This is a genomic window from Micromonospora sp. NPDC004540, from assembly GCF_040610095.1.
Taxonomy (GTDB): domain Bacteria; phylum Actinomycetota; class Actinomycetes; order Mycobacteriales; family Micromonosporaceae; genus Micromonospora.
Window position 1 is genome coordinate 31,416 of the sequence record NZ_JBEXLR010000039.1, and the last position, 19,795, is coordinate 51,210.

General features: G+C 72.5%; 21 protein-coding genes. 15 read left to right on the forward strand and 6 right to left on the reverse strand.

Features of this window, described 5'->3' with window-relative positions:
- Positions 1 to 3 precede the first annotated feature (3 nt).
- From ABZV78_RS15565 to ABZV78_RS15605, 9 genes are all read left to right on the forward strand, one after another.
- Positions 4 to 831: an ABC transporter permease gene (locus tag ABZV78_RS15565; RefSeq protein WP_355639031.1), complete on the forward strand. Its 828-nt coding sequence runs from the start codon at positions 4 to 6 to the stop codon at positions 829 to 831.
- Positions 832 to 1,575, forward strand: a complete 744-nt coding sequence (locus ABZV78_RS15570) for an ABC transporter ATP-binding protein (RefSeq protein ID WP_355639032.1) — start codon at positions 832 to 834, stop codon at positions 1,573 to 1,575.
- Positions 1,576 to 1,613: 38 nt separating this feature from the next.
- A complete protein-coding gene (locus ABZV78_RS15575) occupies positions 1,614 to 3,485 on the forward strand; it encodes a DUF5941 domain-containing protein (protein ID WP_355639067.1) in 1,872 nt (623 codons plus the stop codon).
- A 16-nt stretch (positions 3,486 to 3,501) separates the two neighbouring features.
- On the forward strand, positions 3,502 to 5,694 hold the full coding sequence (locus ABZV78_RS15580) for a bifunctional glycosyltransferase family 2 protein/CDP-glycerol:glycerophosphate glycerophosphotransferase (protein ID WP_355639034.1): 2,193 nt from the start codon (positions 3,502 to 3,504) through the stop codon (positions 5,692 to 5,694).
- A 156-nt stretch (positions 5,695 to 5,850) separates the two neighbouring features.
- Positions 5,851 to 7,158, forward strand: a complete 1,308-nt coding sequence (locus tag ABZV78_RS15585) for an ABC transporter ATP-binding protein (protein WP_355639036.1) — start codon at positions 5,851 to 5,853, stop codon at positions 7,156 to 7,158.
- Between the two features lie 697 nt (positions 7,159 to 7,855).
- Positions 7,856 to 8,287, forward strand: coding sequence for a VOC family protein (locus ABZV78_RS15590; protein WP_355639038.1), 432 nt, complete (start codon positions 7,856 to 7,858; stop codon positions 8,285 to 8,287).
- A 9-nt stretch (positions 8,288 to 8,296) separates the two neighbouring features.
- Positions 8,297 to 8,764, forward strand: a complete 468-nt coding sequence (locus tag ABZV78_RS15595) for a DUF4442 domain-containing protein (protein ID WP_355639039.1) — start codon at positions 8,297 to 8,299, stop codon at positions 8,762 to 8,764.
- Positions 8,765 to 8,811: 47 nt separating this feature from the next.
- On the forward strand, positions 8,812 to 9,561 hold the full coding sequence (locus ABZV78_RS15600; protein ID WP_355639041.1) for a beta-phosphoglucomutase family hydrolase: 750 nt from the start codon (positions 8,812 to 8,814) through the stop codon (positions 9,559 to 9,561).
- Entirely contained in the window at positions 9,558 to 11,930 is a 2,373-nt protein-coding gene (locus ABZV78_RS15605) for a glycosyl hydrolase family 65 protein (protein ID WP_355639043.1), read from the forward strand. Before ABZV78_RS15600 ends, ABZV78_RS15605 begins: the two co-directional genes overlap by 4 nt.
- 49 nt (positions 11,931 to 11,979) lie before the next feature.
- Here ABZV78_RS15605 and ABZV78_RS15610 read toward each other — a convergent pair whose 3' ends face one another.
- The 3 genes from ABZV78_RS15610 to ABZV78_RS15620 all read right to left on the reverse strand — a co-directional run bounded on the left by ABZV78_RS15610 (position 11,980) and on the right by ABZV78_RS15620 (position 12,930).
- Entirely contained in the window at positions 11,980 to 12,159 is a 180-nt protein-coding gene (locus ABZV78_RS15610) for a hypothetical protein (RefSeq protein WP_355639045.1), read from the reverse strand.
- Positions 12,160 to 12,220: 61 nt separating this feature from the next.
- A complete protein-coding gene (locus ABZV78_RS15615; protein WP_355639047.1) occupies positions 12,221 to 12,568 on the reverse strand; it encodes a thioredoxin domain-containing protein in 348 nt (115 codons plus the stop codon).
- Entirely contained in the window at positions 12,538 to 12,930 is a 393-nt protein-coding gene (locus tag ABZV78_RS15620) for a MerR family transcriptional regulator (RefSeq protein WP_091260961.1), read from the reverse strand. Before ABZV78_RS15620 ends, ABZV78_RS15615 begins: the two co-directional genes overlap by 31 nt.
- Positions 12,931 to 13,076: 146 nt before the next feature.
- On the opposite strand from ABZV78_RS15620, the gene ABZV78_RS15625 reads away from it, so the two are divergent.
- On the forward strand, positions 13,077 to 13,739 hold the full coding sequence (locus tag ABZV78_RS15625; RefSeq protein WP_355639049.1) for a dienelactone hydrolase family protein: 663 nt from the start codon (positions 13,077 to 13,079) through the stop codon (positions 13,737 to 13,739).
- 14 nt (positions 13,740 to 13,753) lie between these two features.
- Here ABZV78_RS15625 and ABZV78_RS15630 read toward each other — a convergent pair whose 3' ends face one another.
- Positions 13,754 to 14,857 (reverse strand): AI-2E family transporter, encoded by a 1,104-nt coding sequence (locus tag ABZV78_RS15630; protein ID WP_355639051.1) that lies wholly within the window; start codon positions 14,855 to 14,857, stop codon positions 13,754 to 13,756.
- A 129-nt stretch (positions 14,858 to 14,986) separates the two neighbouring features.
- Here ABZV78_RS15630 and ABZV78_RS15635 point away from each other — a divergent pair, with 129 nt between their 5' ends.
- The 3 genes from ABZV78_RS15635 (at position 14,987) to ABZV78_RS15645 (ending at position 16,290) form a co-directional block, all read left to right on the forward strand.
- A complete protein-coding gene (locus ABZV78_RS15635; protein WP_313723353.1) occupies positions 14,987 to 15,169 on the forward strand; it encodes an antitoxin in 183 nt (60 codons plus the stop codon).
- A 130-nt stretch (positions 15,170 to 15,299) separates the two neighbouring features.
- Positions 15,300 to 16,037, forward strand: coding sequence for a cytochrome P450 (locus tag ABZV78_RS15640; protein ID WP_355639053.1), 738 nt, complete (start codon positions 15,300 to 15,302; stop codon positions 16,035 to 16,037).
- 25 nt (positions 16,038 to 16,062) lie between these two features.
- Complete coding sequence (locus ABZV78_RS15645; protein ID WP_355639055.1) at positions 16,063 to 16,290, forward strand: ferredoxin; 228 nt, start codon at positions 16,063 to 16,065, stop codon at positions 16,288 to 16,290.
- Between the two features lie 3 nt (positions 16,291 to 16,293).
- On the opposite strand, the gene ABZV78_RS15650 is transcribed toward ABZV78_RS15645, so the two are convergent.
- Positions 16,294 to 17,196: an SMP-30/gluconolactonase/LRE family protein gene (locus tag ABZV78_RS15650; protein ID WP_355639056.1), complete on the reverse strand. Its 903-nt coding sequence runs from the start codon at positions 17,194 to 17,196 to the stop codon at positions 16,294 to 16,296.
- A gap of 96 nt (positions 17,197 to 17,292) precedes the next feature.
- On the opposite strand from ABZV78_RS15650, the gene ABZV78_RS15655 reads away from it, so the two are divergent.
- Positions 17,293 to 17,748: an Lrp/AsnC family transcriptional regulator gene (locus tag ABZV78_RS15655; RefSeq protein WP_355639057.1), complete on the forward strand. Its 456-nt coding sequence runs from the start codon at positions 17,293 to 17,295 to the stop codon at positions 17,746 to 17,748.
- Between the two features lie 55 nt (positions 17,749 to 17,803).
- Here ABZV78_RS15655 and ABZV78_RS15660 read toward each other — a convergent pair whose 3' ends face one another.
- Positions 17,804 to 18,397, reverse strand: coding sequence for a hemerythrin domain-containing protein (locus ABZV78_RS15660; protein ID WP_355639058.1), 594 nt, complete (start codon positions 18,395 to 18,397; stop codon positions 17,804 to 17,806).
- A gap of 230 nt (positions 18,398 to 18,627) precedes the next feature.
- On the opposite strand from ABZV78_RS15660, the gene ABZV78_RS15665 reads away from it, so the two are divergent.
- The coding region (locus ABZV78_RS15665) for an alkaline phosphatase (protein ID WP_355639060.1) at positions 18,628 to 19,795 on the forward strand (1,168 nt) is incomplete at its 3' end.

The window sequence follows — 19,795 nt, forward strand, 5'->3', positions numbered from 1 at the left end:
ACGGTGACGTCCGGCGTCGCCGCGCTCTGGTCCGCCCGCACCTCGCTGCGCATCCTGGTCCGGCGCGATCTCGCGGTGAAGTACCAGCAGTCCGTGCTGGGCTACCTCTGGTCGCTCATCGAGCCGCTCGGCATGGGCCTGATCTACTGGTTCGTCTTCGGGGTGCTCTACTCCGGCGCCACCCAGCGGCACCTGGGCGACGCGGCCGGGTCGTACCCGCTGTTCCTGATCACCGGGATCTTCGCCTGGATGTGGGCCAGTTCGGCGCTGACCGAGGCGGCCAACGCGTTGACCGGGCAGGCCCGGTTGATCACCACGATGAACCTGCCCCGGCAGGTCTTCCCGATCGGCCGGGTCACCGGCCGGTTCGCCGAGTACGCCGCGGGCCTGCCCATCCTGGTCGCCATCGCGGCCCTCTACGCATCCCACGGCCGGATCCACCTCGGCTGGACGCTGCTCGCCCTGCCGCTGGCCGTGTCGATGCAGTTCGTCCTGCTGGTGGGGCTGGCGCTGCTGCTGTCGGCGGGCAACGTGCTGATGCGCGACATCGAGCGCTTCATGCGACTGATCATCCGGGTGCTCTTCTACGCCACCCCGATCATCTACCCGCTGAACCTGGTCCGGGACTCGGGCATGCCGGGCTGGCTCAAGATCGCGTACGAGCTGAACCCGCTGGTCGGGATCTTGCAGCTGCACCACGCGATCTGGTATCCGGACGAGTTCCCCGACGCCCGGCTGCTCACCGTCACGGTGGCGGGCAGCCTGCTGGTGCTCGTGGTCGGCTGGTGGTCGTTCCGCCGCCTCGAACCGGCCGTGCTCAAGGAACTGTGAATGGCGGCGATCATCGAGGCGGACGGGCTCGGCATCCGGTTCGTCCGCAACCGCCGCCGCCAGCTCCGGCTGCGGGAACTGCTCATCCATCGAGGTGCCCGGGACCCGGACGCCGGCCGGTTCTGGCCGCTGCGGGACGTGTCGTTCCGGATCGAGCCCGGGGAGACGGTCGGTGTGGTCGGGCGCAACGGCACCGGCAAGAGCACCCTGCTTCGGCTGATCGCCGGGGTGCTGATCCCCGACGAGGGCTCGATCCGGGTGCGCGGCCGGGTGGCCCCGCTGCTGGAACTCTCCGCCGGTTTCTCCGGTGACCTGACCGGCCGGGAGAACCTCTACCTGGTGGGCGGGCTGCACGGGCTGTCGTCGGCCTATCTGCGGCGGCACTTCGACGAGATCGTCTCGTTCGCGGGTGAGCAGGTGGAACGGGCCATCGACACCTCGGTCCGGCACTACTCGTCGGGGATGAAGGTCCGGCTGGGCTTCGCGGTGATCGCCCACCTGCCGCACCCCGTGCTGCTGGTCGACGAGGTGACCGCGGTCGGGGACGCGGAGTTCCGCGCGAAGTGCTATGCGACCATCGAGCGACTTCTCGCGGAAGGGCGCACGCTGGTGCTGGTGTCACACAACGAAAAGGACCTCACCCGGTTCTGTCGTCGGGGGCTCTATCTCGACGCCGGGCGGCTGACCGTCGACGGGACGATCGACGAGGCGCTGCACGCCTACGCCAGCGCCACGCAGCGGTGACGCTCGCGATCGTGCTCGCCGCCGGGCCGGCGGCGGGCCTGACCACCGACGCCGGGGAGCGCCTGGCCGACCGGCTCGCCGGGCAGTGGCGCCGGGCCGGGGCGGACGAGGTGCGGGTGGCCGCCGACCTGGCCGAGCTGGCCGACCTGGTGGCCGCCGCCACCGGGCCGGTGCTGGTCAGCGGGGCCGACCTGGTGGCGCACACCGCCGTACTGAAGCACCTGGCGACCAGCCCGGTGGGGCCGACGGTGGCCCTGGTGCTCACCGATCCGCCGGCCGCCGGGCAGGTGACGGTCCGCGAGGAGCGTGGCCAGGTCGTCGCGGTGGACGACCCGGCCGGCGCGACCGGCGTGTTCGGCGGCGCGCTGCGGGTCGGCCCGGCCGACCTGCCGGCCCTCGCCGCCGCCGCCCGGTCCGCGGCGGGGGGCGGCATCGACCGCCTCTTCGCCGACCTGGCCGGTTGCGGCACGCTGACCTTCGCCCACCGGGTACGCCTGCTCGTGGCGCACCGGGTCGGCGACCCGGCGGAACTGGCTGCGGCGCAGGCCGCCGTGGCCACGGTCGACGAGGACAAGGCCGAGCTTCGGCTGTCGGTGAAGGAGCGGGACGACTTCTTCACCACGTTCTTTGTGAGCACCTGGTCCCCGTACGTGGTGAAGGCCGCCGCCCGGATCGGCCTGGGTCCGACCGCGGTCACCATGATCTCGGTGGCCTTCGCGGTGGCCGCGGCGGTGCTCTTCGGCGTCGGCGGGCGGCCCGCGCTGGTGGCCGGCGGGGTCCTGCTCTACCTGGGCTTCGTGCTCGACTGCGTGGACGGCCAGTTGGCCCGCTACACCCGGCACTTCAGCGCCTGGGGCGGCTGGCTGGACACGATGGCCGACCGGGCCAAGGAATACGTGGTCTACGCCGGCCTCGGCTACGGCGCCACGCACGCCGGTTTCCGCTACGGCTGGGCGCTGGCGATCGCCGCCATGACCCTGCAGACCGTGCGGCACATGACCGACACCTGGTACGGCGTGCTGCACGACGAGGCGGCCCGCCGCCCCCGCGCGGCGACCGGGGACGCGGGCGGCATCGGCGGGAAGCTGAACGCCGCCTCGACCAAGGTGCAGGCGGACACCGGCTCGGTGTCCTACTGGCTGAAGCGGACCGTGGTCTTCCCGATCGGCGAGCGGTGGGCCCTGATGGCGGTGGCCGCCGCGCTGTTCGGGCCGCTGGTGGCGCTCTGCGCGGTGCTGGTGTGGGGGGTGCTGGCGTTCGCGTACACCGGGGCACTGCGCACCCTGCGGGCCTGGTGGATGCGCGTGCCCGTGCTGACCACGGTCGACGCCGGCCTGCACCGCGACGACGGGCCGCTGGCCCGGACGCTGCCGGTGGCACGGCAGCCGCTGGCGCTGGCCGTGCTCGGCGCGCTGGGCGCGGCGGCGCTGCTGGTCGTCGCGTTGCGGGTGGTGCACGCGGGCGGCGACCTGCGTGGCTGGGTGGTGCCGGTCGGGCTGCTGGTCCTGCTGGGCGGCGCGCTGGGCGCGCGGGCCGCGCACGACGGGCCGTTGGACTGGCTGGTCCCGGCGGCGCTGCGGGCCGGGGAGTATCTCTTCGCCATCGCCGTCGGGGTGGCCGGGCGGGTGCCGCCGTGGCTCATCTTCGGGTACGTCTTCGTGCTGACCCTGCACCACTACGACCTGACCGCCCGGCTGGAGAAGCGGCAGGTCGCCCCGCCGCTGCACGCCGCCACGCTCGGCTGGGAGGGGCGTTCGGCGGTGCTGACCGTCGGGTCAATCGCCGGAATTGCGAGCATCGCTCTGGCTACACTCGGTGCGTACCTTCTCGTGGTTTTTGTCGCGAGCGTGGTCCTCGCCTGGGTGGTCCTGCCGGCCCGCGCCCGTGGGGGTGACCGCTCGCCGGGCTGACGGAGGGGCGGCCGGGATGACCCTGATCAGCTTCGTCGTACCGGCCTTCAAGGTGCAGGGTTACCTGCGGGAGTGTCTCGACTCGATCCTCGACCAGCCGTTCGACGACATCGAGGTGATCGGGATCGACGACGCCTCCCCGGATGACAGCGGCGAGATCCTGGTCGAGTACGCGGCCCGCGACCCCCGGGTCCGCCCGGTCCGGCTCGTCGAGAACGTCGGGCTCGGTCCGGCCCGCAACATCGGGCTGGACCGGGCCGCCGGCGAGTACGTCTGGTTCGTCGACGGCGACGACTGGCTGGTCCCCGGTTGCCTGCCGCACGTGGCCGACCGGCTCCGCGCCACCCGCCCGGACGTGCTGATCGTCGACCACGTCCGGGTGCACTGGAACAACGTCGGCACCCGCAGCGCCATGCGGGACGTGTTCCCCGAGCCGCCCGGCGACGCGACGTTCCGGCTGCGGGACCGGCCGGAGACCCTGCGGCTGCTGCACACCGCCTGGAACCGGCTGGTCCGCCGGGAGTTCCTGGTCGAGCAGGGACTGCGCTTCGCACCCGGCTGGTACGAGGACGTGTCGTTCAGCTATCCCGTGCTGATGGCCGCCGAGCGGATCGGCGTGCTGGACCGGGTCTGCCTCAACTACCGGCAGCGCCGCACCGGGGCGATCACGCGGACCCGTGGCGACCGGCACTTCGAGGTCTTCGCCCAGTGGCACCGGGTGTTCCGGCTGATGGACCAGTGGGGGCTGGCCGTGGTGGACGGCCTGCGTCCGGCCGTCTTCGAGCGGATGATCTGGCACTACCTGACCGTGCTCGGCAACGGCGAGCGGATCGCCCCCGACCTGCGGCCGCCGTTCTTCGCCCAGATCCACGCCGATTACGTCCGTTTCCTGCCGCCCGAGGGCTACCCGGTCCCGTCCGGCCTGGAGGGGGTGAAGCACCGGCTGGTGGCGGCCGGTCGGTGGCGGGTGTTCAGCGCGCTGCGCGCCGCCCACCAGGCCGAGGAGCGGGCCCGGCGCTCGGCCCGGCGGGTCAAACGGCGGGTGCTGCCGGTGGCCCGGCGGAACGCCCGCAGGGCCCGGAACGCGGCGCTGCGCGAGTACTACCGGGCCGAGTTGCACCGCCCGCTCGACCCGACGCTGGCCGTCTACGCGGCGTACTGGTATCGGGGCTACTCCTGCAACCCGGCCGCCATCTACACGGCCGCCCGCCGGATCGCCCCGCAGGTGCGCGGCGTCTGGATCGTCCGCCGGGATCGGGTCGCCGTGCTGCCGCCCGGCGTCGAGTACGTGGTCGCCGGCACCCGGGACTACTACCGGGTGCTGGCCCGGGCCCGCTGGCTGGTCAACAACGTCAACTTTCCGGACTTCGTCCGCAAGCGACCCGGCTCGGTGCACGTGCAGACCCACCACGGCACCCCGGTCAAGGTGATGGGGCTGGACCAGCAGCGCTATCCGGTCGGCGCGATGGGCATGAACTTCACGAAGCTGCTGCACCGGGTGGACCGCTGGGACTTCAGCGTCAGCGCGAACAGCTTCTCCAGCCAGATGTGGGAGCGGGCCTACCCGGCCGACTACACCACACTGGAGGTCGGCTATCCGCGCAACGACCGGCTGGCGCTGGCCAGCGCCGAGGAGTGCCGCCAGGTCCGCGCCGGGCTGGGCATCGGCCCCGACGAGTACGTGGTGCTCTACGCGCCGACCCACCGGGAGCACCTGCCCGGCTGGCGGCCTCCCTTCGATCCGGACCGGATGCGTGACGTGCTCGGCCCGTCCGGGCGGCTGCTCATGCGCAGCCACTACTTCCACGACCGGGAGCGGCAGTTGCGGGGCGCCTCCGACGGCGCGGTGCTGGACGTGAGCACGTACGACCGGGTGGAGGACCTCTACCTCGCCGCGGACGTGCTGGTCACCGACTATTCCTCGGCGATGTTCGACTACGCGGTGCTGGACCGGCCGATCGTGGTCTACGCGCCGGACTGGGACGCCTACCGGGTGGCCCGGGGTGTCTACTTCGACCTGCTGGCCGAGCCGCCGGGTGCGGTCGCCGTCGACTTTCCCGGGCTGCTCGACGTGTTCCGCGGCGGTGCGGTGCGCGGGGCGGCGGCCGAGCAGGCCCGGCAACGGTTCCGGGCCCGGTTCTGCGCGCTGGACGACGGGCACGCCGCCGAGCGGGTGGTCCGCCGGGTTTTCCTCGGCGAACCGGCCTGAAAGTGGTTACTGAGCGGTCGCTTTACTGATGGAAGGCCGCCAATCTCGTTAATGGTCTTTTCACGAGCCGAACATGGCACGTTTACCCGATGTGCGGGGGCCATGATCCTGGTCACAGTCATTCCCGGGTTCGGCCGAGAGCTGGGGAGGCAGACGGTGACGACCGTCGCGCTCAAGGATGTCACCAAGGTGTTCCAGGACGGGACAGTCGCGGTCGACACCATCAATCTGGACGTCAACGACGGCGAGTTCATGGTGCTGCTCGGCCCCTCCGGCTGCGGCAAGTCCACCGTGCTGCGGATGGTCGCCGGGCTGGAGGATCCCACCTCGGGCGCGGTGATGCTCGGCGGCGAGGTGGCCAACGACCTGCCACCCCGGGAGCGGAAGATCGCCATGGTCTTCCAGGACTTCGCCCTCTACCCGCACATGACCGTGGGCGACAACATCGGCTTCCCGCTCCGGCTCTCCGGCATCGAGCCCGGGCCGCGCGGCGAGCGGATCCAGGACGTGGCGGGCGCCCTGGGCATCGGCGACGTGCTCGGGCGCAAGCCGAGCCAGCTCTCCGGCGGCCAGCGGCAGCGGGTGGCCATGGGGCGGGCGATAGTGCGCCGGCCCGGCCTGTTCCTGATGGACGAGCCCCTCTCCAACCTGGACAGCGGCCTCCGCGCCGAGTTGCGCGCCGAGATCTCCGGGCTGACCCGCGAACTGGGCGTCACCACCATCTACGTCACGCACGACCAGGCCGAGGCGCTGACCATGGCCGACCGGGTCGCCATCATGCGCAAGGGCGTGCTCCAGGACGTGGGCACCCCCACCCAGGTGTACGGCCGCCCGGCCACCCTCTACGTCGCCGCGTTCCTCGGCAGCCCCCGGATGAACCTGCTGGAGGCCTCCGTCTACGTCCACCTCGACCGGTACGTCACGCTGAGCCTCGGCGAACAGGCGCTCTACCTGCCCTGGGACGACATCCGCAGCCGGGCCGTGGCGCACTACCACGGCGAGCGGATAGTGGTCGGCATGCGGGCCGAGGCGCTCACCCCGGTCGCCCCGGACACCGCCGGCGACGTGCTCCACGGCCGGATCCGCTACCTGGAGCACCACGGCCACGAGTCGCTGGCCTTCCTCGACATCGGCGCCACGGCCATCGTGGTGGACGAGATGGGGACCCCCGCGGAGAACGCGGCCTCCGGCCAGCGCGGCCTGCGCCGGTTCGGCCAGGTGATGCAGCGACTCGCCGGGCGGTCGGCCGACGCCCCGGTCTCCACCCCGCCGAGCGGCAGCGGTAATCGGACCAGCGTGCTTCCCGACCCGGGCCGGCACCACCGCCGCCCGGCGGAGCTTGCCGTGCGGCTGGCCCCGTATCCGGCGGTGTCGGCCGGGCACCCGCTCGCCGTGCAGGTGCGGATGGACGCGCTGCACTTCTTCGACGAGCGCGGCGACCGGATCGACGTCGGCTGGCGCTGAGGGGCTTGCACCGGCGGGTCTCCCCGGCGGCTGCACGCTGGTTTGCCCATCCGCCGGTTGCCCATCCGCTGGTTGCCGGCGGTAGGCCACGCTGGGTGACGGCCGGTCCGGCCCGGGGAGGACTCCTCCGCGCCTTTGCTCTGCAGCCACGGAGGCAGCACTTGCGCTGAGTGACCGCATCGGCCCGGCGGTGCGCTGGATGCCGCGGAGAAGCAGCAGCTCAAGCCGGTGATGCGTGGAGGGCTGCAGAGCAAAGGCGGGAAGGTGCCTCCCCGGACCTCGCGGGGGGGCGTTACTCACGGTGAACCCAGTGTCCCTGCACGCAGAGTGACCTCAGTCGCCGGGCGGAGCGTCGGACCGGTCAACGGTGGCGGAGCCCGGGTGACCGCTACGGCGGGTCCACGACCGGCCGCCGGTAGGGGCCCCAGGCCACGAAGCGCCGGAACAGGTCTGCGGCGGACGGGCCGGCGTCCGGGTTCAGGCGATAGAGGTCGTCGAGCGGACCGTGGACGTAAACTCCCTGCGGCAGATCTGGGAGTCCGTGCGGGCGGAGGCCATGCCGCAGGGTGCGACCCTGGCGGCGATCTCGGAGGCGGCAGAGCGATGGACCTGACCGGCGCGGGACCGGCGCTCACCTTCACCCCGACGAGCTGGGCGTCCTTCGTCGCGTACGCCAAGCGCCGCTGAGGGGGTCGGGATGGGGACCGTGATCCGCAACGTCGCGTTCGACTGCGCCGATCCGTACGAGCTGGCGCGATTCTGGAGCAGGGTCTTCGACTGCCCGGTCGACCCGGATTCGGAGCCCGATGACGAGGAAGTCGCCATCGAGCCGCCCGACGGCCCGACGCTCTACTTCCAGCGCGTGCCGGAGCCGAAGACCGTGAAGAACCGCGTGCACATCTGCCTGCAACCGGATGTGCCGCGCGACCTGGAGGTCGAGCGGGTCCAGGCGCTGGGTGCCGCCGTCGTCGCCGACCGACGTGACCCCGACGGCAGCGGCTGGGTCGTGTTGGCCGACCCCGAAGGCAACGAGTTCTGCGTGCTGCGCAGCGATGCCGAGCGCGCCGCCGGGCAGGCCGTGCCCGGCACCGACCCGAGGGCTCTTGCCCGGGAAGTTACCGGCGAGTAGCGTCTGGGCATGTCCATCGACTCTCGCCAGGTGGCGGCCGGTCTGCTGGAGGCCGTGCCGTTCGCCCGCACGCTCGCTATCGAATTCGTCGAGGTCGCCCCCGAGGCCGAGGGTGGCGTCCGGGCGGTGGTCCGGCTCCCCGACATCCCGGAGCACCACAACCACGTCGGCGGCCCGCACGCCGGGGCAATGTTCACCCTCGGGGAGACCGCCTCCGGGGCGGTGGTGCTCGCCGCCTTCGGGCAGGTGCTCGACCGGGCCGTGCCGCTGGCCGTGACCGCCACCATCCGCTACCAGAAGGTCGCCCTGGGGCCGGTGCTGGCCACCGCGCGGCTGGGGCGTACCCCGGCCGAGGTGGTCGCCGAGCTGGACGCCGGGCAGCGGCCGGAGTTCCCGGTCGAGGTGGAGATCGGCACCGAGGACGGCACCGTGACCTCGGTGCTCACCGTGATCTGGACACTTCGCCCGAACCGCTGAGGTCCGAATCGGGTTTGCCCGGCCGGTGCCGTGGATAGATTCAGGCAATGCTGGGTCTACCCGCGCAGGTGACCGCCTGTCTCTTCGATCTGGACGGTGTGCTGACGCAGACCGCCAAGGTGCACAACGCCGCCTGGACCGAGACCTTCAACGCGTTCCTCCAGGCGCGCGCGGTGGCCACCGGCGAGCCGTTCCGCCCGTTCGACCCCGGACCGGACTACAACCGGTACGTGGACGGAAAGCCGCGGGCCGACGGGGTGCGCTCCTTCCTGGCCTCGCGCGGGATCACCCTGCCCGAGGGCTCGCCGGACGACCCGCCCGAGGCGGAGACGGTCAACGGCGTGGGCAACCGGAAGAACGTCATCCTGCTCAAGCGGATCCACACCGACGGCGTCGAGGTCTACGAGGGCTCGGTGCGCTACCTGGAGGCGGCCGCCCGGGCCGGGCTGCGCCGGGCGGTGGTCTCGGCCAGCGCCAACTGCCGGGACGTGGTCGCCGCCGCGGGGCTGGACCCGCTGCTGGAGGCCCGGGTGGACGGGCTGGTGGCCCGCGAGCGGGGGCTGCGCGGCAAGCCGCACCCGGACACCTTCCTCGCCGGCGCGGAGCTGCTCGGCGTGGCGCCGGCGAACGCGGCCGTATTCGAGGACGCGCTGGCCGGCGTCGCCGCCGGGAAGGCCGGTGGCTTCGGGTACGTGGTCGGCGTCGACCGGGTCGGCCAGGCCGACGACCTGCGCGCGCACGGTGCCGACGTGGTCGTCACCGACCTGGCGGAGCTGCTCGCCGAGGCCCACGCGTGATCCGGGAACGGGCGTACCCGGTCGAGCCCTGGCACGTCCGGGAGACCCGGCTCGACATGGACGTGCTGGCCCAGTCCGAGTCGGTGTTCGCCCTCTCCAACGGCCACGTGGGGCTGCGCGGCAACCTCGACGAGGGCGAGCCGCACGGCCTGCCCGGCACCTACCTGAACTCCTTCTACGAGCTGCGCCCCCTGCCCTACGCGGAGGCCGGCTTCGGCTTCCCCGAGTCCGGGCAGACCATCGTCAACGTCAGCAACGGCAAGTTGCTCCGGCTGCTGGTCGACGACGAGCCGCTCGACGTCCGCTACGGCGAACTGATCGCCCACGAGCGGGTCCTCGACCTGCGCGCCGGCACCCTTCACCGCGAGCTGCACTGGCGCTCGCCGGCCGGCCGGGACGTGAAGGTCCGTAGCACCCGGCTGGTGTCGTTCACCCAGCGGGCGGTCGCCGCGATCCACTACGAGGTCGAGGCGCTGGAGGGGCCGCTGCGCCTGATCCTCCAGTCCGAGCTGGTGGCCAACGAGACGCTGCCGCCGCAGAGCAGGGACCCCCGCGTCGCCGCCGTGCTGGAGTCGCCGTTGCAGGCCGAGGAGGAGCTGACCACCGACGACGGGGGGCTGCTCATCCACCGCACCAAGGTCAGCGGCCTGCGGGTCGCCGCCCAGATGGCGCACGACGTGGACGCCCCGGAGCGCACCACCATCGAGTCCGAGGGCTACGAGGACTGGGTCCGCACCACCATCGGGTGCGTGCTCAAGCCCGGCCAGACGCTGCGGGTGGTCAAGTACCTGACGTACGGCTGGTCCAGCCGGCGGTCGCTGCCGGCGCTGCGCGACCAGGTCGGAGCGGCGCTGGCCGCGGCCCGGCTCGACGGTTGGGACGGGCTGCGCCGGGAGCAGCGGGAATACCTCGACGAGTTCTGGGACGCGGCCGACGTGCGAGTGGAGGGCGACCCGGAGGTGCAGCAGGCCGTCCGGTTCGGCCTCTTCCACGTGCTCCAGGCCGGCGCCCGCGCGGAACGCCGGCCGATCGCCGCCAAGGGCCTCACCGGCCCGGGGTACGACGGGCACGCGTTCTGGGACACCGAGATGTTCGTGCTGCCGGTGCTCACCTACACCCAGCCGGGCGCGGTGCGGGACGCGCTGCACTGGCGCCACTCCACCCTCCCGCAGGCGCAGGAGCGGGCCCGGACGTTGAACCTGGCGGGGGCCGCCTTCCCGTGGCGGACCATCGAGGGGCCGGAGTCCTCGGCGTACTGGCCGGCCGGGACGGCCGCGTTCCACATCGCCGCCGACATCGCCGACGCGTTGCGCCGCTACGTGCTGGTCACCGGCGACCAGGCGCTGGAAGACGAGATCGGGCTGGAGCTGCTGGTCGAGACCGCGCGGCTGTGGCGCTCGCTCGGCCACCACGACCGCACCGGGCGGTTCCACATCGACGGGGTGACCGGCCCGGACGAGTACACCGCGGTCAAGAACGACAACGTCTACACCAACCTGATGGCGCAGCGGAACCTGCTCACCGCCGCCGACTGCGCGATGCGCCACCGGGACCAGGCCCTCGACCTCGGCGTCACCGAGGAGGAGGCGGCCGCCTGGCGGGACGCGGCCAACGCCATGCACCTCCCGTACGACCCGGAGATCAACGTGCACGGCCAGGTGGAGGGCTTCACCCGGTTGCAGGAGTGGGACTTCGAGCACACCCCGCCGGAGAAGTACCCCCTGCTTCTGCACTACCCGTACTTCGACCTGTACCGGAAGCAGGTAGTCAAGCAGTCGGACCTGGTGCTCGCCATGCACTGGCGGGGCGACGCGTTCACCGGCCCGGAGAAGGTGCGCAACTTCAACTACTACGAGCGGCGCACCGTGCGGGACTCCTCGCTGAGCGCCTGTACGCAGGCGGTCATGGCGGCCGAGGTGGGTTACCCCGAGCTGGCCCACCGCTACCTGCGCGAGGCCGCGCTCATGGACCTGCACGACCTGAACGAGAACACCCGGGACGGGGTGCACATGGCCTCACTCGCCGGGGCCTGGATCGCCCTGGTCGCCGGCTTCGGCGGCCTGCGCGACCACGACGGGACGCTCTCGTTCTCGCCCCGGCTCCCCAGTCGGCTCAGCAGGCTGGAGTTCTCCCTCCAGTGGCGGTCAATGCGGCTGCGGGTGGACGTCCGGCCGCACCAGACGACCTACTCGCTCCGCAACGGAGGACCGCACACGGAGGTGGAGCTGCGCCACCACGGCGAGCCGATCCGCGTCACCGCCGCCCAGCCGGTCACCGTGCCAGTGCCGCCGGCGCACCCGTCCGGGCCGCAGCCGGAGCAGCCGCCGGGCCGGGCGCCCCTGCTGCACCTGCCCGAGAACATGAGCTGAGCGAAGCCCCGACCCGCGAGCACGCGGGCCGGGGCTTCGTCGGCGTACGTCAGAACTGGCGGCCGTTGGACGGCCGGCCGCCGGCGTCGCGCGGCGCCGTTGCCCGCGGGTCGTCGGCGGTGCGTGCCACGGAGGCGCGGTCCGCCCAGTCCGGCGAGCCCTTCAGCTCCTGTTTGCGGCGTTCCTGCTCGGTGAGCTCCTGCTCCCGGGACCTGTCCTGTTTCGCCATGACGATCCTCGCGATCCGTCGGGGTCCGTGGTCACCCCGCGCCTTCCCGATCCGGGCCGGCTCAACCGTCGAGGTGCCGGGCGAAGCTCAGCCGCAGGTGGTTCTTCGGCCGGGCGCCGACGATCGAGCCCACCACCTGGCCGTCCCGGAACACCAGCATCGTCGGCATCGACATCACCTGGCACGCCCGGGTGCTCTGTGGGTTCTCGTCCGAATTCACGGTGACGAAGCGCAACGCGTCGCCGAACTCCTCGGCCAGCTCCGCCAGGTGCCTGGAGACCGGGCGGCAGGGCGGGCACCACTCCGCCCAGAAGTCGACCACCACCGGCCGGTCGGCGGCCAGCACGGTGGCCGCGAAGGTCTCGTCGGTGACCGCGGTCAGTCGGCCCTGCTGCGTGTCCTGAGGCATGTTTCCTCCCGATGGGCGATCGCGCGGGCGAGCTGGTCGTGCAGTTGGTGGCGGACCGCCCCGAGCCGGTCGAGGTAGTCGTCCACCTCGGCCAGCTTGCGGCGCAGCACCGCCACCGAGTCGGGGCAGACGTCCCCGGAGCTGTTGCCGGCCCGCAGGCAGGCCACGAACGGCCGGATGTCGTCCAGCCCGAAGCCGACCGCCAGCAGCGCCCGGATCTCGTGCACGACGCGCAGCTCCGCCTCGTCGTAGACCCGGTAGCCGTTCGCCGACCGGCGTGGGCACACCAGCCCCTGGGACTCGTAGTAGCGAAGGGTCCGGGTGCTGGTCCCGGCCCGCTCGGCCAACTCGCCGATCCGCATTCCACCCGCCCCCACCTGCGTGCTCGCCCCCTGACCGCCCTCACGCTAAACCTTGCCGCCGACGTCAAGGCAACTGTCGAGCCTCGGCGGGTGCGGAGGTGAGGGGATGGGGGTGCGGGGTATGCCGGGGGTGGGAGGTGTGGGGTATGGGGGATTCCCGTGAGGTGAGCGTGCCGGTGGTGGACGGTGGGTTGCCGGCGGACGTGATGGTGCCGTCGGGGGCCGTGGGGGTGGTGCTGTTCGCACACGGGAGCGGCAGTTCGCGGCACAGCCCGCGCAACGTGGCGGTGGCGCACGAGTTCAACGGGCGGGCGCTGGGCACCGTGCTGGTCGACCTGCTCACCCCGGAGGAGGACGAGCGGGACGCCGTCACCGCCGAGCTGCGTTTCGACATCGGCATGCTCGCCGAGCGGCTGGCCGCCATCGTGGACTGGATGGCCGCCGAGCCGACGCTGGGCCGGCTGCCGATCGGGCTCTTCGGCGCCAGCACCGGGGCGGCCGCCGCCCTGGTCGCCGCCGCGGCCCGGCCGGAGCAGGTCGGCGCGGTGGTCTCCCGGGGCGGCCGTCCGGACCTGGCCGGCAGCTCGCTCTCGGCGGTACGTGCCCCGACGCTGATGCTCGTCGGTGGGCTGGACGAGCAGGTCATCGTGCTGAACGAGCAGGCCCGGGCGGAGCTGGGCGACATCGCCGAGCTGCGGATAGTGCCCGGCGCCACCCACCTCTTCGAGGAGCCGGGCACCCTGGAGCAGGTGGCCGACCAGGCCGGGACCTGGTTCACCACCCACCTCCGCCAGCCGCACCCGGCCTGACCGGGCGGGGCGGGTCAGCCGGGCAGGGCGGCCCGGTGGCGTTGCACGGTGTCCAGCACCCGCCAGGTGACCGCGGCGATCGGCACCGAGACGAACGCGCCCGCGATGCCGGCGATCAGCGTGCCGGCGGTGACCACCACCAGGATGACCGCCGGGTGCAGTTGCACCTGCCGCTTCATCACCAGCGGCTCCAGCAGGTTGCCCTCGATCTGCTGCACGGCGATCACCGCGGCGAGGGTGAGCAGGGCCGTGGTGGGGCCGTTGGCGGCCAGGGCGACCAGCACCGCGATCGCGCCGGCCACGGTGGCGCCGATGATCGGCACGAACCCGCCGAGGAAGGTGATCAGCGCGAGCGGCAGGGCGAGCGGTACGCGCAGCACCACCAGCGCCAGCCCGATGCCGATGGCGTCGATCGCCGCGATGATCATTGTGCCCCGGCTGTACGCGCCGAGCGTCCGCCAGCCGGCCCGGCCCGCCTCGGCGGTCAGCTCGCGGCGCGGCCCGGTCATCCGGCGCAGCACCCAGTGCCACATCGACCGGCCGTCCTTGAGCAGGAAGAAGAGCAGCACCAGGCCGAGCAGGATCGAGCCGGCCACCTCGGCGGCCGTCCGCGCCCCGGCGACCGGGTCGGGGGCGCTGCCGCTGAGCCCTTCCCGGATCTGCTTGATCTGGCGGTCGAGCTGCTCGTCGGTGACCGGCAGGCTCGAGGTGACGAAGTCCCGGCTGCGCTCCAGGCCCTGGTCGAGCTGCTGGCTCAGCTCGCCGAACTGGCTCGCCGTCAGGTTCCACACCAGCGCCCCGACGCCGACCAGGACGCCGAGCAGCAGCAGGACGCTGAGCAGGGCGGCCAGCGCCGCCGGCACCCGGAGTCGGCGCAGCCGGAGCAGCACCGGGTCGAGCAGCGCGGTGAGGAAGAGCGTGCCGGCCAGCGCCACGGCCAGCGGCGCCAGCAGCACCGCGATCTTCCCGAGCAGCCAGAGCGCGGCGACCACCACCACGAGGCAGGCGCTCCAGGTGACGGCCGTCCGTACCGGCCAGGGCAGCCCGGCCCAGGTCTGTCGCGGTCCCGCCGCCCGGCCGCGCTCCGCCGACTTCGGCGTTCCAGCGTCCTCGTCCACGTCGCCTCCTCGATCGTGGCCGTTGGTACCCGACGCACGCGAATCCGACACCCGGGCGAGCTCCGGACATGGCGCGTTTGGGCCTCCGGCCCCAGGGAAGGCATTCACGGTATCGAAGGGAGAACCGACATGAGCGACTTCATGGACAAGGCCAAGGACTTCGCCGACAAGCACGACAAGCAGGTCGACCAGGGGATTGAAAAGGGCGGCGACATGGCCGACAAGCGGACCCAGGGCAAGTACGACGAGAAGATCGACAAGGGCGTCGACATGGCGCAGCAGCGGACCGGCGAGGGCGACACCGGCCGCTGACCGGGCCCCGATCCCGGGCCGTCCCGCGCGGGCGGCCCGGGATCGTCGTGTCGGGACCGGAACAACCCTCTGGTCTCCATCGACCGTTCTCGCTACCATCCGCAGTCGGGGCATGGCTCAGCGTCGAGTCGTGCGGAGTCGACCCGCACCGCCCGCGGAACACGCCGCGCCAGCAGGAGACCGGCATCCTCTCGACCCCGGTCTCGCCCAGCACTACCTCGACAGCCTGCTCGCCTACATGGGCGGGCTGGTCGCCCGGCGTCGGGTGGAGCCCACCGGCGACCTGCTCAGCGCCATGGTCCGGGCGCGCGACGACAACGTCGACCGGCTCACCGAGCAGGAGCTGGTCACCCTCGCCGCCGGGCTGCTCGCCGCCGGCCACGAGACCACCGTGACCCAGATCCCCAACATGGTGTACGTGCTGCTCACCACCCCCGGCGCCGGGGACACCCTGCGGGACCGGCCGGAGCTGGTGCCGGTCGCCGTCGAGGAGTTGATGCGGTTCATCCCGCTCGGCGCCACGGCGGCCTTCCCCCGCTACGCCACCGAGGACGTCGAGCTGGGCGGGGTGCTGGTCCGGGCGGGCGAGCCGGCGGTGGTGAACATCGCGGCGGCCAACCGGGACGACACCGTCTTCACCGACGCCGACCGCCTCGACCTGACCCGGCAGGTCAACCCGCACCTCGGCTTCGGCCACGGCGTGCACCACTGCGTCGGGGCGCAACTGGCCCGGATGGAGCTGCGGGTGGTGCTGGAGACTCTGCTCGACCGGGCCCCCGGCCTTCGGCTCGCCGTGCCGGTGGAGGAGCCGACCTGGAAGAGCGGCCTGCTGGTGCGGGGCCTGGTGGCGATGCCGGTGGCCTGGTGAGCCGGGTCGGAGCGGGGGAGGACGCGTGAGCGGGGAGACCGAGTGGCGGCTGCACGTCGACCCGACCCGGTGCATCGGGTCCGGGATCTGCGCCGGCGTGGCGCCGCAGCACTTCGCGCTGGTCGACGGGCTGTCCCGGCCGGTGGCGGAGCGGATCGCCGCCGACGAGTCGGTGCTGGACGCGGCCGAGTCCTGCCCGCTGGAGGCGATCGTCGTGTCCGACAGCCTCCGGCGGATCGCGCCGGAGGGTTGACGGTCACCAGCCCGGGTAGCGCGCCCCGTTGACGTTGACCCGCAGGCTGAACAGCGAGCTGGAGGCGCAGATGTAGAGCTGGTTGCGCTTCGGGCCGCCGAACGTGAAGTTGGCGACCACCTCCGGCAGGTGCAGCTTGCCGAGCAGCGTGCCGTCCGGGTCGAAGCAGTGCAGCCCGTCGTGCGCGGCCACCCAGACCCGGCCGGCGTCGTCGAGGCGCACGCCGTCGAAGGAGCCGGCGTCGCAGGTGGCGAAGACCTCGCCGCCGCGCAGCGTGCCGCCCTCGGTCACGGCGAACCGGCGCAGGTGTTTCGCCCGGGTGTCGACCACGTAGAGCAGGGACTCGTCGGGGCTGAACGCCAGCCCGTTCGGCTGCCCGAAGTCGTCGGCGACGCGGCGCACCTCGCCGTCGTGCGGGTCGACCCGGTAGACGTGGTTGCCGCCGATCTCGCTCTCGGCCCGGTGGCCCTCGTAGTCGCTGTCGATGCCGTAGCTCGGGTCGGTGAACCAGATCGAGCCGTCGGAGTGCTCGACCACGTCGTTGGGGCTGTTCAGCCGCTTGCCGCGCCAGCGATCGGCGAGCACCGTGTCGGTGCCGTCGGCCTCGGTCCGGGTGACCCGCCGCCCGCCCTGCTCGCAGCTCACCAGCCGCCCCCGCCGGTCGACGGTGTGCCCGTTGGCGTAGCCGGCCGAATGGCGGAACACCCCGACCGCCCCGGTGGTCTCGTCCCAGCGCAGCAGGCGGTCGTTGGGGATGTCGCTGAAGACCAGGTAGCGCCCGGCGGAGAACCAGGCCGGGCCCTCCAGCCAGCGGCCCCCGGTCCAGAGGCACTCCGTCCATTCGTCGCCGTTGACCCGGCGGAACCGCTCGTCCCGCACCTCGAAGCGCGTCCTGAACCGATCCACGTTGACCGCCTCCACCCGTGACTGACGTTCGGCATGACGCTAACATGACCGAACGGCATTCGGCCGTGAGGTGGGACACCGAACGGAGGCGCGGTCATGGACGACGTCGACCGGAAGCTGCTCGCGGCGCTGCAACACGACGCCACCCAGTCGTACGCGACGCTGGCCGGGGTCGTCGGGCTTTCCACCGGGGCGGTCCACGAACGGGTGCGCAAGTTGCGCGAGCAGGGGGTGGTCCGGCGGACCACGGTGGACGTCGACCCCGCCGCGGTCGGCCGGGGAGTCCTGGCGTTCGTGCTGGTGGAGGCGAACGCCTGGATGGGCGACCGCCCCACCCGGGATGCGCTCGCCGCGCTGCCCGAGGTGGAGGAGGCACACGTCATCGCCGGCCCCGCCTCGCTGCTCGTGAAGATCCGGGTCGGCACGCCCGAGCAGCTGCAGGCCAGCCTGCGCCGGCTGTTCCAGGTGGAGGGTGTCACCGGCACGCAGACCGTGGTGGTGCTGGAGAGTTTCTTCGAACGTCCGCTCGACCCGTACCCGCAGACCCCCTGACACGCGGCGGCGGCCCCGCCCCCCGCGCCGGGGGCGTGGCCGCCGCGGTCGGGGGTCAGGACTTTTCGCGCAGCTCCCGCATCGAGGTGGGCCGGCCGCTGGGCGCGTCGCGCATCCGGTCGACCAGGCCGGTGCCCGGGGCGAGCAGCTTGTTCGCCGGCGGGTGGTCCGGTGCGGCCGGGTGCGGCCGGGTCGGCGCCGACTTCTTCGCCGCCTCCACCTTGCCGGCCAGCTCGATGAGCTCCTCGCGTGCGCAGGCCGCGCGGAGCCGGGGGAAGAGGTCGTTCTCCTCGTCCTGCACGTGGTGCCGGATGGTCCCGGTCAGCTTGGTCAGCAGCTCGTCGAAGCGCGGGTCGGAGGGGTCCAGCGACTCCAACTCCTTCATGGTCCGCTCGGCGTCGGCGTGCTCGGAGATCTCGTGCTCGGCGATCTGGTCGCCGTCGGGGAGGGCCTTGCGGGCGGCCGGATAGACATGGACCTCCTCGGCCACGGAGTGCCGGACCAGCTCGGCGATCACCACGTCGGCGAGCTGCCGCCGGTGCTCCGGGGTGCCCTGTCGGCTCTCCAGCTCGACGAAGATCGCCTCGACCTCGCGGTGGTCGGTCATCAGGACGTCGACGACGTCCCGTTCCGTCTGTACGTCGGTCATCTCAACAGCCCCTTACCGGTGGGTTGCGGAACGGCTTGCCTGGGCCACTACCCCCGCCCGGTCGATCGAACCAGCCAAATTTCCGTTGCCTCGGGCGACAAAGTCCCGGCAACGGCCGCCCTTCGTTCATCTGCCGGCCAGGCTTTCGGCCAGTGGCTGCGGTTGCGTGATGGCCGCCAAGCGTTCCATCCGTCCAGGAGGACACCCGTGACCCCGTCGTCGCGGGGGCGGTGGCCGCCGCCGGACTGAGCCTGGCCAACCCGATCACCGCCGCCGACGCCGGCGCGGCCAAGGGCAAGGCCCGCAACGTCATCTTCATCAACGGCGACGGCATGGCCGCCGCCCAGCGCGAGGCGGCCCGCCTCTACCTGGCCGGACTCGACGGCCAGCTCACCATGGACAAGCTGCCGTACTCCGGGCAGCTCACCACCAGCCCGCACGACCCGAAGACGCCGATCACCGACTCGGCCGCGGCGGCGACCGCCTGGGCCACCGGCGAGCAGACCTACAACGGTGCGATCAGCGTCGACGTGGACGGCAAGCCGCTGCCCGTCCTCGGCGCTCAGGCCAAGGCGGCCGGCAAGGCCACCGGCCTGGTCACCACCGCCCAGGTCACCGACGCCAGCCCGGCGGCCTTCTTCGCGAACACCGCCGACCGCTCCGTGCAGGACGAGATCGCCCGGCAGTACCTGGAGGTCACCCGGCCGGACGTGATCCTGGGCGGCGGCGAGGACTGGTGGCTGCCGGCCGGCAACGCCGGCGCGTACCCGGACCAGGCGGCCGAGGACCCGTCCGAGGCCAGCAAGGGCACCAAGGGCGACCTGGTCGCCGAGGCCAGGACCAAGGGCTACCAGTACGTCTCCACCGCCGCCCAGCTCCAGGCCGCCAAGGGCGGCAAGCTGCTCGGCCTCTTCGGCAACGAGGAGCTGTTCCAGCAGCGGCCCGAGGGCCAGGGCGACGTGTACGCCCCGCCGGTCAGCCTGGCCGCCATGACGGAGAAGGCGCTGTCGACGCTGTCGACGAACAAGAAGGGCTTCTTCCTCTTCGTCGAGGAGGAGGGCATCGACGAGTTCGCCCACAACAACAACGGCACCCGGATGCTCCAGGCGCTCGGCGAGCTGGAGAATGCCGTGGCGGTGGCCCGCAACTACGCGGCCAGCCACCCGGACACGCTGGTCGTGGTGACCGGCGACCACGAGTGCGGCGGCCTGACCGTCGAGGACACCGCCACCTCCGACGAGTCCGGCGACGGCGTCTCGGCCGAGGACGGGCCGTTCGCGATCAAGGGCAGCGGCCAGAGCTTCAACCTGGACTGGACGACCAGCGGCCACACCGGCGCCGACGTGGTGACCGCGTACGGTCCGCTCGCCGAGCAGTTCACCGGTAAGCACCCGAACA